This is a genomic window from Aerococcus urinaehominis, assembly GCF_001543245.1.
GTDB lineage: Bacteria > Bacillota > Bacilli > Lactobacillales > Aerococcaceae > Aerococcus > Aerococcus urinaehominis.
On sequence record NZ_CP014163.1, the window covers coordinates 1,258,256 to 1,270,422 of the forward strand.

Consider the following 12,167-nt stretch of genomic DNA (forward strand, 5'->3'; position numbering starts at 1 on the left):
TTGTGATTCCAAATAAAAAAAGGTGTCAGTGAGTTTTTACTCACCAACACCAAAAAGTATAGAACCGTTTTTATTTAGTTGTAGCTAACACCTTCAGTATAGGTGTTGGCTGCATCCCATAGCAAATACTCATGGATGCCCATCTCGTTGAGGGCATCAATTTGAGCTTGGACTTGGTCGGGGCCATAATTGATATATTGACCTTCTGGGAGATAGTCAGCGGTAAAGTCTTGCAACCAAGGCCGGGTAATCGGTGGATTATCTAGCTGGTTAAGTAAGGCAAGTTCAGCATCCATATATTCTTTAACCACACCATGCGGGTCAAGGTCAGGATAGTCAATGCCGAAGTAGCCTGGTCCCCAGTGACTTGGGTAAATCATCGAAGAAATCACATCGACATTATCAGCGATCATCTTGAAGTTCTGCCCGATACCTGGAGTGGATTCTACGGTGGCCACATAGCCGAAAATATCGGCTGAAACGTGGACCCCGTAAGGCTCTAATTGACTTTTAGCAAAGGCTAAAAAGTCAGCAATAACTTTTTCTCGGGCTTCGGTAGAATCCTTGCCGTATTCAGCATAATCTCCCATATTATAGACCAGGCTTGCGCCAAAGGTTTCAAAACCTTCGGGGAAGCGGACGTAGTCGTATTGGATATCTTTAAAGCCAGCCTTGGCAGCGGCTATGGAAATATCAACAATATACTGCCAGGTTTCCTTGTTGTAAGGGTTTAAGAAGGCTTGGCCGGAAGCATCGGTCCAGATAGAGCCATCGGCATTTCTAAAGGACCAGTCTGGATGACTTTCTGGTACCAATCCGTCCTTAAAGGTAGTAATTCGGGCAATTGGGTAGATCTGTTTCTCTTCAAACAGGGGCATCAATTCTTGAGTGGAGAAGGTGGCTTGGATATTGTCTTTAACCAGTTGGTTATCGCTTTCTAAATTAGTAGCAATTGAACCGTAATCTGTTTTTACATCAATCACAACACTATTAAGACCAGATTGGTCTAGAAGACGGATATTATTATCTAAGATAGTTTGGTCAGCCATGCCATCTGCTGATAAGTATATGCCTTTGACGCCATCAGCTGGATAGGCAATATCTACGCCGGAATCATAGAAAAGAGATTGGGGTAGGTTGTGAGGACGATTGAGCAAGCTAGCTTGGTTAATGTGAAGCTGGTTGCTATCAATTTGAGCCTCTGCTACCGCTTGGCTAGCTGAGCTTTGGCTGGATGCTGCTTGGCTAGTTTGTTGGGAGGTAGATTGGCTAAACCAGTCACCTTTAACAGCTACAATGGCTATGCTCAGGATAACTACTAGGGCTATCAAAGCTGTAACTAGTTGCCAGTTCAATTTGGGTCCGACTTGTTTATGCTGGGGCATCTTGCTCACCTCCATTTTTATCTTTTTCCTGATTTAGGCTAGGAAGCTGGTTTAACTGTTCTAGGGGCTCCACTAAAGATTGCAGTTGGTCTTGTAATTTTTGGTGGTTTTGGTTTATATCACTCATACCTTGGTTGAAGGTTTGATAATCAGCATCCTTTTTGCTAAGTGATTTATAGAAACTCTCTTCCTGGTCTAGCAAGGCCTGGTAATTATTAATATAGCTTTCTAGAGTCGGCACGATTTGATCGATTAGGGGTAGGATGGCTTCGAAATGTTGGCGCTGCTTAATGACCGTTTCATCATCAGATTGTACTTGGTCCATGCTAGCTTGTAATTTTTCTCCCTGACTCTTTAAGGTTTTTAAAGCCTTAGCAAGCTGGTCTAGGTCATCCTGGCGGTCAGATAGGTTAGCTTGTGTGGCTCCTCTATTGCTTGCCAGACGCTTTAGACTATCATCTTCAGCAATGTCCTGGGCAAAGGCCTGGTTGAGTTGGCCTTCTTGGAGCTGGATACTATTAATTTCTTGCGTTGCTTGGTGGCCTGCTTCTTGAACCTGGTCGGCCACACTAGTTGGGTTGGCTGAGCAGGCGACTAGTAAGAAACAGGCGCTAAGGGCTAAGAACCCAAATTTAAGCTTATTCACCGGTTTCACCTCATCTATAATATTTGTTATGCCAGCCTAGTATGTCTATTCAGACACGCTTAGAGGGCTGGCCTTGCTTATCTTATTTAGTATAGTATAGCGAAAATCCTAAGTTTTTAAAATGATAAGATAAGAATGATGATTTTCTCTGCTTAAAAAATCAGTCTCTAGCCCCTAGTTTCCTATGACGTATCAACATATAATAAGATAGGAGGGATAGCTATGACCAAATCAGATAACGATAAGCAGATATTAACAGGCCTTTCAACTGGCGCCATTGCCTTGTTTGGCTACCTACATCGGGCTTTGAATCGAGAGGGAGATTTAAGAGAGCAATTACAAGTTGACCTTACTAAGTTGTACCAAAATTTTACTGGTGAGAGTGAAGCTGAGGTATTGACTAATCATTTGGAGCATTTGACAAATTGTCAGATTAAACAGGCCGATTTCGCTTCAAAGTCTGCGACTTACCAAGTTTATGGTGCTGATTTTTTATCTAGCCGCCAAGCCTTAGTTTATCTGCCTGGCAATTATCTAGTGGGATTGGCTGACCAGAGTCAACATAAGTTTGCTGAACGCTTAGCCAGGCAATGTCAAAGGCCTCTTTACCTAGTTGATTATCCTAAGTGGCCCCAGACTGATTATGATAATATGGTTGCTAGTCTAGCCCAAACTATTGATGAGATTCTAGCAGTTGGCTCTCACAGTCATGTCGTCTTAGTAGCTGACCAAGCTGCTAGTAACCTGGCTTTAACTTTGGGAAAAAGTTATAATCAAGCTTATCAAATTAGTCAGATTGTGTTATTATCACCAGCCATCAATAACCAGCTTGGTCAGCTAAGTAAAGTTTTGAACAGTAACCAGCATAAAGATTTTGCGACTGGCTATTTAGTGGGATTAGATTTTGATCCGATATATCTAGCTAATTTACCCTTAACCATGCCGCCTTTAACTATGCTAGTGGCTAGCAAAGATGCTAATTTTTTAGCTAGCTTGGCTTACTATCGTCAGCTCAAGAATAGAGGGCTTGCAATACGTTGTTACCAGTTTGATGACCACCAGGCTAACTTTTACCTGCGTCAGCTCAATGAAAGTTTGGAAGCCGCTGAAATTATTAGTGATAATATTAGTTAGCTAAAAAATTTCATTTTGACCTTACTTTGGCTATAATAATCTAAAGGAGTTGATTCAATGCCCTTCCTATACTTTGGTCCTGGTATGATTCTAGTTGTCATTGGCTCTATTATTGCCGCCATTGCCTCTTGGAATATGCAAAGGACTTTTCAAAAATATGACCAATATCAAAATAAGCATGGTTATACTGGTAAAGAAATTGCCGAATTAATTTTGCAATACGCGGGTATTCATGATGTCCGGGTAGAACATATCTCTGGCCAGTTGACTGACCACTATGATCCCAAAAATAAGGTTTTACGATTGTCTGATGCCACCTATAATCGTACAACTGTAACTGCTGTGGGTGTAGCAGCCCATGAGTGCGGTCATGCTGTGCAGGATGACCAGGGTTATTGGTTTATGCGGTTGAGACAAAATATTGTACCGATAGTTAATATCGGTTCTAATTTGGGCTTACCGATATTACTTTTGGGGACATTTTTTGGCCTAAGCCAAACTTTTGTCAATATTGGTCTGATTCTTTTTTCACTGACCTTTATTTTTCAGTTGATTACGCTACCTGTAGAGTTTGATGCTTCTAAGCGCGCTTTAGATATTATTGAAGAGAAAAACTTACTAACTGCCGGTGAGCTACCTTATGCTAAAAAGACGCTAACAGCAGCAGCCTTAACCTATGTAGCTGCAGCAATTTCAAGCCTACTAGTGCTTTTACGGATGGTTTTAATTTTTGGTGGGCGTCGTCATGACTAGTTCACCGTTTTAGCTAAATTAGCCGTATAAATATCATGACCTTTACTAGAAAAATTAATATATTTGATAGGGCCTGTGGCTAACATCGCAGGTCTACTTTTATGCCTAGCGCTAGTGGCGTCACGATATTATTAAGAAGAATTAGGTCTTAAGGCTGACGGTTTTAAGACGCTTTTAGGTTAAAATATTCCTAGGAAGGGGGATAACTGATGGATTATAAGCGTGCAGCGAAGTTATTACTAGCCCAGGACAAGGACCGTTTTATCGGCTTGACCCTAGTTGTAGTCCTTATACAGTTAATTTTATTAACTAGTGGGACGAGTTTCTTTTTCTTGGGTCTAGCTTTTTGGGCCCTGTATATCAATATTGACCTGGCCTACCAGGCTTATATCTTGGCTGCTAGTCGTAAGTTATCACTCACCTGGACTAATCTAGTGAGCCACCATTGGCTAAAGGCTGTGGCTAGTCAGCTGTTAGGCCATTTGCAAGTGCTATTAGCTTTTATCTGCTTTATTTTGCCTGGTATTTACCTGAAATTAGCCTATGCCCTCTTGCCTTATGTCTTAGTTGATTTTCCTGATCTCAGCGTGGGGCAAAGTTTGGGATTGGCCAGACGACTAATGAAGGGCCGTAAATGGGCTTTAATTCTATTATACTCGCGCTTTATTCTGTGGGGACTATCGATAATTTTTAGCTTTGGTTTAAGCTATTTCTATGTTCGTCCCTATCTATCCCTAGCTCGCGCCTACTTTTACCAGGATAGTCTGACTAAACAAGGCTTGAACCATTTGGTTACTGGCGGTAACCAATGGGCCCAAGTGACTGACCATCAGGGTTGGGATGATTTTTAAGATGAAAAATAAGCCCGGTGTATTTTGCACCGGGCTTATTTTCTGTGTTTTTATGATTTACAGGTATAGAAGTAACTACTATTAATACCATCTGAGATAGTGTTGAATCTCCCAAGGTGTAATTTGGGTCTCGTATTCATTATATTCTACTTGTTTACTAGAAATATAATTCTCATATATATGGCGTCCTAGTGCAGCCTGAACAATATTATCGTTTTCTAGATGAACCAGAGCAGCTGCTAGATTGACCGGCAATTTATCAATACCTTCTTGTTTCAGTTCGTATTCGGTCATTTGGTAGATATTCCGGTCGGTAGGACTTGATAAAGGCAGTTTTTCTTTGATGCCGTCTAGACCAGCCTTAATTAGACAGGCAGTGATAAGATAAGGGTTAGCAGCGGGATCCACTGATCGTAACTCGATGCGGGTGGAATTGCCACGGGCTGATGGAATCCTGACAAGCGGTGACCGATTTTGGTGAGACCAGGCGATATAAACAGGGGCTTCAAATTCTGGTACCAGCCGTTTGTAAGAGTTGACCAAAGGATTAGCTACTGCTGTTAAGGCTTTAGCATGGGCTAGGATACCTGCGACAAAATAGCGGGCGTCTTGTGATAAACCTTGGTCATCATTTGGATCATAGAAAGCATTGCCATCTGCCTTGAAGAGCGACATATTACAGTGCATGCCGGAACCGGCCACGCCAAATAGAGGTTTAGGCATAAAAGTCGCATGTAAGCCATGTTGGCGAGCTACTGACCGGACAATTAGCTTAAAGATTTGAATTTGGTCACTAGCAGCTAGAGCATTATCGTATTTGAAATCAATTTCGTGCTGACCAATGGCAACCTCATGGTGAGAGGCTTCAATTTCAAAGCCTAACTCTTCTAATACTAAAACAATATCACGACGACAATTTTCGCCTGAATCTAGTGGTGCCAGGTCAAAATAACCACCATTATCATTGACTTCGACAACGGGTTCACCTTTTTCGTCTAGCTTAAACAAGAAGAATTCAGCTTCTGGTCCCAACATAAAGTCGCTATAACCAGCTGCCTCCATCTCTTTTACCATGCGTTTGAGGTTACCCCGAGGGTCACCAGGGAAGGGTTCGCCGTTTGGTAGATAGATATCACAGATGAGGAGGGCTACTTTCTTGTTTTCTGCTCCCCATGGTAGGACCAAGTAGGTATCTAGATCAGGATATAGGTACATGTCAGATTCTTCGATACGTACAAAGCCTTCAATTGAAGAGCCATCAAACATCATTTTGTTGTCGAGGGCCTTGTCCAGCTGACTGACCGGAATTTCAACATTTTTTAGGTTACCATTCACATCGGTGAACATGAGACGGATAAAGTGGACATTTCTTTCTTCCACATCACGCATAATTTCAGTTGCAGTCCATTTTGACATCATAAATTGCTCCTCTTAATTAGATTACTGTTATATTATGCAACAAATGAAGCTTGTGCGCAATAAAAGTATTGTAATTTGTTATAAAAAGTAACATAATTTTTGTTAAAAGCTTACTGGTAGCTAACCGCTCAAGGTGTTATACTATATGAAATCTACTGTTTTAGGAGGATATGATGGATTTACAGCGATTTATGGAAGAACTAGCATCAAAGAAATCTTCACCTGGTGGTGGCGCAGTAGCCCCTATTACTGGAGCTTTTGGCGTTGCGTTGGCAGCTATGGTTTTAGCTATTACCCAGGATAAGGAACCGGATAAGCAGCCGGAATTAGTGGCTGAACTTCTAAGCCAGGCACATAATTTAAAAGAGATCCTATTTAAGCTGTCGGCAGCTGACCAAACTGTATCTGAGCAATTGTTTGCTAGCTACGGCTTGCCTCGGACTAATGACCAAGAGAAATCTGACCGCCAGGCAGCCATTCAGACTGGTTTGATTAGAGCTACTGAGACGCCGCTGGCAACGATGCAGACGGCCTGCCAGGGTCAGGAAATGTTAGTGACTGTTGCCGAAATCGGTAGGAAGAGTGTGCTAGCCGATGTCAGAGTTGCTAGTCGCCACCTAACAACAGCATTAGAATCTGCTAATGAGAATGTCATTGAAAATGTGGCTTGGTTAAAAGATCAAGATCTTGGTCAGACTTATCAAAGCCAGGCCCAGTCTTTGCTTCAAAAGAACCAAGACCTAGCTAGTCAAGTTCAAGTGAAGCTCAGTCTACGCTAAGTGATTCACTAGCTTATACAAGTGGTGTGGTAAAAGTTATTTAGACTGAAGTATTGATGGAAAATTATAAACATAGAAAAATCTGCGGCACCATTAGCCGCAGATTTTTTACTTGATTGACGAATTTATTTTTATTGTTGAGCTAGTTTTTGACAAAAGTGGCCCAAGCGTTGAATCAGGCGGGCTAGATCTTCGTCGGAGGCGGCGTAGGAAATACGGACATAGCCTTCGCCAGCCTGTCCAAAGGAGGAGCCAGGAATTAAGGCAACATGTTCCTGGGCAATGAGCTGGTAAACGAAGTCAGTTGAAGACAAACCGTAAGCAGAGATGTCTACGAAGGCGTAGAAGGCGCCATCACTAGGTGTTAGGCGCAGGCCAGGGATTTGAGCTAAGCCCTGGCTAAGTAAGTCGCGTCTGCGGCTGTAGGCAGCGCGCATAGCCTCGGTTGCTGGTTCTGCTTTTTCTAAAGCTAGCCGGGCTGATTCTTGGATAAAGCTAGGGACGGCAAAACTAGTTCCCTCTTTAAATTCTGCAATTGCTTGAATCAGGCGGCTGTCATTAGCGGCCGCGTAGCCAACTCGATAGCCAGTCATGGCATAAGATTTAGAAAAAGAGTCAACTAAGACAGTTTGATTATAGTTGGCCAAGCTGGGCTGGAAGAAGCTAGTGTGTTGGTGTCCCTCGTAAGTTAGGCTATGGTAGACTTCGTCAGCCAATATAAATAAGTTGTGGTCAGCTGCAAATTGGGAGATATCCTGAACTTCTGCTGGTGTCAAAACGGTACCCAGCGGGTTATTTGGGGTGTTTACAATTAACATCCGAGTCTTGTCAGTGATTTGTGCTTCCAAGTCACTAATCTGTAAGTGAAAATTATAGTCAGCTTGGAGAGGAACCAGCTTAGCCTGGGCACCTACCATGGCAATCTGGCCCAAGTAGTTGGGATAGTTGGGTGTTGGTACGAGTACCTCATCGCCTGGGTTGAGTAAGGCAAACATGGTTGAGAACAGCGCATCGGTTGCTCCGTAGGTAATTGCAATCTGGTCTGGATTTAGTTGTGTCTTTAAACGCTCATTAAGGTGGTTGGCTAGAGCTTGACGCAGGCTAGTTTCACCAATATTAGGGCCATAAAAGGTATTATTATTTTCAATTTCTTTAATCGCTGTAGCTTTTACAATATCTGGGGAGTTAAAATTAGGTTCTCCCATTGTAAAGTAATACATTTCTCCTGTTTGAAGTGCTACTTTGTGGGCATAGCTAGATACCTGACGAATAACGGAAGCAGGATAATTTAAGGCGAGATTGGATAATTGCATGACTTGCTCCTTTTTTTATTTCAGTATATCATGCTTGTAAAAATAAAAAGACAGATAATTAGTGATAGAGACAAAACTAATTGAAAGGAGACTAGTGATGGAAGTCCATATTTTCGAGGGTCATCCCAACTTAGCAGAGTCTGCCAGCCACCAATTTTTAAAGGCAGGTCGACCTGCTGATAGCCACTATCATCAACTAGCTAATTTTAATAGTAGCGATATTTTGCTTCACCGTGATTTGATTTTAGCAGCTGACCGGATTGTTTTACAGTTCCCCTTGTATTGGTACCAAGCGCCGGCTTTAGTGGTTGACTGGTTAAATCAGGTATTAGCTGACAACTTTGTAAAGCGTCATGCTAGTCAACTGGCAGGGAAAGATTTCGGGCTAGTTATTTCTACTGGCCAGCCCTTATCTAGCTATCAGTCCGGCGGTCGGGAAGCCTATACGGTATCTGAAATGCTGCGCCCCTATCAAATGTTGGCTAACCGGCTAGACTTCAACTATTTACCAGTTTTTGTCCTCGCTCAACATAGTTACCAGAGTCCTGAATCCCAACAATTAAATTTGGTGGCCTACCAAAGCCACCTATCCCTGCCTAGACAGGCTGATTTTATCCAAAGATCAAATTGGTTGCTAGATCAACTACCCACCGACTTATTAGGCGAAGTAGGGGATTTATTTATGGCAGTTTGTCGCGACCGTCTGAATGAATTAGAAAGCATGCAGTTTATGATTAAGGAGGGTGATTTTAATGACAGATGATTTATCCGGATGGGCTCAGGATTTAGTCCAAGCCCATATTGGCCAGGCTACTAGTTACCAGGACCAAGCTTATTTATCAGCCTTACTAGAGATGGTTGTTGAACTAGATAAGCGCTATAATCAGGCCCAAGCTCAACTAGATGGATTGGCTTGGAACAAGCAGGACTGGTAACAGGTCAGATGATTTGGATTGTAAAGATCTTGTAAATTCAAGCATTTTAATCGGTTAGTCATTCTTTTTTTCACTTAGTTTGGTATAATAAAAGAGAATTGAGAATGAGGAGGATACATGATGTCAAACTTACGCCGTAACTTTGATTTACAGTTAGAAGAGATTAACGAAAAATTCCAAACTATGGGCTTACAAGCTCTAGATGCCGTTCGCAAAGCTAATACAGCCTTAATTAATCGTGACAAGGAACTAGCTCAGGATGTTATTACTAGTGATGTTGAGATTAATTTATTGGAAGAATCGATTGAAAAGCAAACAACTCAGGTTATTGCCTTACAACAACCTGTAGTTTACGATTTACGATTAGTAATTGCTGTACTGAAGGCTTCTTCTGATTTAGAACGTATTGGTGACCATGCAGTTTCAATTGCCAAGCGGATTACTGACTATCGCGGTCGTGACCGGGTAGGCCAAATTGAAGAAGCCATTGAAAATATGGCTAATACTGTATCTGAAATTGGTAAAGAAACGGTTAATGCTTTTGTTAACCAGGATGAGAAGGCCGCCATTGCTATTGCTAAACGTGATAGTGAAGTAGATGAGGCTTATCATGAAATCTTCAAGATGGTTGTTAAAGGTCTTGAGGAAGATGATGAGTCTATTGAAGCTGGCCTAGCTTATATCTCTATCATTGCTAACCTTGAACGGATTGGTGACTATTTGACTAATATCTGCGAACGAACAGTTTATATGGTAACTGGTCAAAATGTAGAGTTAAACTAGCTTCTTTGGTTGACAAAAAAAGGGCTCTTGGTTATACTGGGGCCCATAATAGTGACAAGAGTGGTTGAAGTAGGTAATAACTGTGACTTTTAGAGAGCTAGTGGTGGTGAGAACTAGTAGCAACTATTACTGAATTACGGCTATAATCAGACTCTTGCGTTTAATATGCGTTAAATATTGGAAAGTGATACTTGCAGATAGTAAGTATAACTTGGGTGGTACCACGGTAATAATCGTCCCAAAAACTCTGAGTAGTTTTTGGGACTTTTTTGTTTTTTTAAAACTATTTTTAGGAGGATTTATAATGAATATTATTGATGAGTTAGCCTGGCGAGGAGCTATTAACCAGCAAACTGATGAGGAAGGCTTACGTCAACTAGTTGATGATAAGGCCATTCGTCTTTATTGTGGTGTCGATCCTACGGGTGACTCCTTACATATTGGCCACTTGATTCCTTTTGTTATGCTAAAAAGATTCCAAGATTTTGGTCATCACCCGTACATTTTAATTGGAGGGGCCACAGGTTCTATTGGTGATCCATCTGGTAAATCTGAGGAACGCACGCTTCAAAGTATGGATGTGGTCAATGAGAACGCCCGTAAGTTAACTAAACAAATGAAAAAGTTGTTCTTAGATGATCAGGATAGTAAATTTACGATTGTTAACAATTATGATTGGACGAGTAAATTAACCCTTTTAGATTTCTTGCGTGACTATGGTAAACGATTTAATGTCAATACCATGCTGGCTAAAGATATTGTTTCTTCTCGCCTAGAAGTAGGTATCTCCTTCACAGAGTTTGCTTACCAGATTTTACAGTCTATGGACTATTTACACTTATACCAAACGGAAAACATTCAATTGCAAATTGGTGGGGCTGACCAGTGGGGGAATATTACCTCAGGTTTAGAATTAATTCGTAAGGTAGAAGGCCCCGAAGCCCAAGCTTATGGCTTAACGATTCCATTGATGTTAAAAGCTGACGGTACTAAATTCGGTAAGACAGCAGGTGGTGCGGTTTGGTTAGACCCTGAAAAAACTTCCCCTTATGAGTTTTACCAATTCTGGATTAATCAAGATGATGCTGATGTGATTAAATACTTGAAATATTTCACTTTCTTATCCCACCAAGAAATTGAAGATTTAGCTGACCAAGTTGCCCAAGCACCAGAGGCTCGTCAAGCACAAAAAGCCTTAGCTGAAGAGATGACACGTTTTGTGCATGGTCAAGAAGGACTAGACGATGCCCAAGCTATTACAGCAGCCCTCTTCCAAGGGCAGATTAAGGAATTAACAGGTAAGCAAATTGACCAAGCTTTTGGCAATATGCCGGGTGCCACTATGCCAGCCGAACCAGCTAACCTAGCTGTCTTTTTAGTTGATGCTGGTGTGGAGCCTTCACGTCGTCAGAGTCGGGAAGATATTAAAAATGGTGCCATTACTATCAATGGCGATAAAATGACCGACCTTGACTACGAGATTTCTCCAGCTGACGCAATCGAAGGTAAGTACCTTGTGGTTAGACGTGGTAAGAAAAAATATTTCTTAGTTAAATTCCAGTAGCTATCTAGGCAAGGAGATAAAAATCTGCTAAAATGAGGGCGGTTTAGAGTACGGATAAGCCGAAAAGATAAAGGAGTATCCGACTTGAAAAAAAGAATGATAATAGGTGCGATAACTAGCACTATGTTTTTAATGGCTAGCTTAGTAACTCAGCCGGTAATAGCTAAGGGATTGGTTACTAACGTTGACCAGACAGCCACAACAATTCCACCAAGCCCAGTTGTTTCAGATAGTCAGGGGTCAGCTATTGTGGCCAGTGCCCAGACCTATTTGGGTGTCCCCTACGTCTGGGGGGGACTAGCCCAGCAGGTTTTGATTGCTCTGGCTTGGTCCAATATGTATACGGACTACATGGTATCGATTTGCCGAGGACAACAGCTGACCAACAGCTGATGGGTCAGACCATACCTCTCGACCAGGCTCAGGCTGGCGACCTTTATTTCTTTATTGAGGCAGGCGCCACCAGTTCCTACCATGTTGCCATTGCTACAGGGGAGGGTTATTTTATTCATGCCCCTCAACCTGGGGACGTTGTCTCTTATAGTCATGTTGATTATTTTAGTCCCCAGTTAGCCATCCGTCTGAATTAAAAAAACAGGTCTTGC

Annotated in this window: 14 protein-coding genes and 1 other annotated feature; of the genes, 10 read left to right on the top strand and 4 right to left on the bottom strand. The window is 42.0% G+C overall.

Translation table 11 applies throughout. The annotated features are described in order from the left end of the window. Positions 1-74: 74 nt before the first annotated feature. Together AWM75_RS05715 and AWM75_RS05720 are read right to left on the bottom strand one after the other, a co-directional pair. The gene (locus AWM75_RS05715) at positions 75-1,385 is read right to left on the bottom strand and encodes a putative glycoside hydrolase (protein ID WP_067979460.1); all 1,311 of its coding nucleotides are present in this window, start codon (positions 1,383-1,385) and stop codon (positions 75-77) included. Further along, on the bottom strand, positions 1,372-2,031 hold the full coding sequence (locus AWM75_RS05720; protein WP_067979468.1) for a YkyA family protein: 660 nt from the start codon (positions 2,029-2,031) through the stop codon (positions 1,372-1,374). The genes AWM75_RS05715 and AWM75_RS05720 overlap by 14 nt, the downstream gene beginning before the upstream one ends. 222 nt (positions 2,032-2,253) lie before the next feature. On the opposite strand from AWM75_RS05720, the gene AWM75_RS05725 reads away from it, so the two are divergent. The 3 genes from AWM75_RS05725 to AWM75_RS05735 all read left to right on the top strand — a co-directional run bounded on the left by AWM75_RS05725 (position 2,254) and on the right by AWM75_RS05735 (position 4,769). After that, positions 2,254-3,165, top strand: coding sequence for an alpha/beta hydrolase (locus AWM75_RS05725; RefSeq protein ID WP_067979471.1), 912 nt, complete (start codon positions 2,254-2,256; stop codon positions 3,163-3,165). Positions 3,166-3,222: 57 nt separating this feature from the next. Then, positions 3,223-3,918 carry a zinc metallopeptidase gene (locus AWM75_RS05730; RefSeq protein WP_067979474.1) on the top strand — a complete coding sequence of 232 codons (696 nt, stop codon included), beginning with the start codon at positions 3,223-3,225 and terminating at the stop codon, positions 3,916-3,918. 209 nt (positions 3,919-4,127) lie between these two features. Next, complete coding sequence (locus tag AWM75_RS05735) at positions 4,128-4,769, top strand: DUF975 family protein (RefSeq protein WP_067979477.1); 642 nt, start codon at positions 4,128-4,130, stop codon at positions 4,767-4,769. A gap of 81 nt (positions 4,770-4,850) precedes the next feature. Here AWM75_RS05735 and glnA read toward each other — a convergent pair whose 3' ends face one another. Continuing rightward, positions 4,851-6,185 (bottom strand): type I glutamate--ammonia ligase, encoded by a 1,335-nt coding sequence (gene glnA, locus AWM75_RS05740; protein WP_067980899.1) that lies wholly within the window; start codon positions 6,183-6,185, stop codon positions 4,851-4,853. A gap of 176 nt (positions 6,186-6,361) precedes the next feature. Between glnA and AWM75_RS05745 the strand changes: the two genes are divergently transcribed. After that, positions 6,362-6,967 carry a cyclodeaminase/cyclohydrolase family protein gene (locus AWM75_RS05745; RefSeq protein ID WP_067979480.1) on the top strand — a complete coding sequence of 202 codons (606 nt, stop codon included), beginning with the start codon at positions 6,362-6,364 and terminating at the stop codon, positions 6,965-6,967. 131 nt (positions 6,968-7,098) lie between these two features. On the opposite strand, the gene AWM75_RS05750 is transcribed toward AWM75_RS05745, so the two are convergent. Beyond that, positions 7,099-8,280: a pyridoxal phosphate-dependent aminotransferase gene (locus tag AWM75_RS05750; protein WP_067979482.1), complete on the bottom strand. Its 1,182-nt coding sequence runs from the start codon at positions 8,278-8,280 to the stop codon at positions 7,099-7,101. A 97-nt stretch (positions 8,281-8,377) separates the two neighbouring features. On the opposite strand from AWM75_RS05750, the gene AWM75_RS05755 reads away from it, so the two are divergent. The 6 genes from AWM75_RS05755 (at position 8,378) to AWM75_RS08840 (ending at position 12,152) form a co-directional block, all read left to right on the top strand. Next, on the top strand, positions 8,378-9,043 hold the full coding sequence (locus tag AWM75_RS05755; protein WP_067979483.1) for an NAD(P)H-dependent oxidoreductase: 666 nt from the start codon (positions 8,378-8,380) through the stop codon (positions 9,041-9,043). Beyond that, the gene (locus AWM75_RS05760; RefSeq protein WP_067979484.1) at positions 9,033-9,215 is read left to right on the top strand and encodes a hypothetical protein; all 183 of its coding nucleotides are present in this window, start codon (positions 9,033-9,035) and stop codon (positions 9,213-9,215) included. The genes AWM75_RS05755 and AWM75_RS05760 overlap by 11 nt, the downstream gene beginning before the upstream one ends. 120 nt (positions 9,216-9,335) lie before the next feature. Next, a complete protein-coding gene (phoU, locus tag AWM75_RS05765; RefSeq protein WP_067979489.1) occupies positions 9,336-9,998 on the top strand; it encodes a phosphate signaling complex protein PhoU in 663 nt (220 codons plus the stop codon). Between the two features lie 47 nt (positions 9,999-10,045). Continuing rightward, positions 10,046-10,242: a binding site (T-box leader), on the top strand. Positions 10,243-10,302: 60 nt separating this feature from the next. Further along, positions 10,303-11,562: a tyrosine--tRNA ligase gene (gene tyrS, locus AWM75_RS05770; protein ID WP_067979491.1), complete on the top strand. Its 1,260-nt coding sequence runs from the start codon at positions 10,303-10,305 to the stop codon at positions 11,560-11,562. 84 nt (positions 11,563-11,646) lie between these two features. Beyond that, the gene (locus AWM75_RS08835; protein ID WP_234946627.1) at positions 11,647-11,955 is read left to right on the top strand and encodes a hypothetical protein; all 309 of its coding nucleotides are present in this window, start codon (positions 11,647-11,649) and stop codon (positions 11,953-11,955) included. Continuing rightward, entirely contained in the window at positions 11,889-12,152 is a 264-nt protein-coding gene (locus tag AWM75_RS08840; protein WP_074572609.1) for a C40 family peptidase, read from the top strand. Before AWM75_RS08835 ends, AWM75_RS08840 begins: the two co-directional genes overlap by 67 nt. The last annotated feature ends 15 nt before the right edge of the window (positions 12,153-12,167 follow it).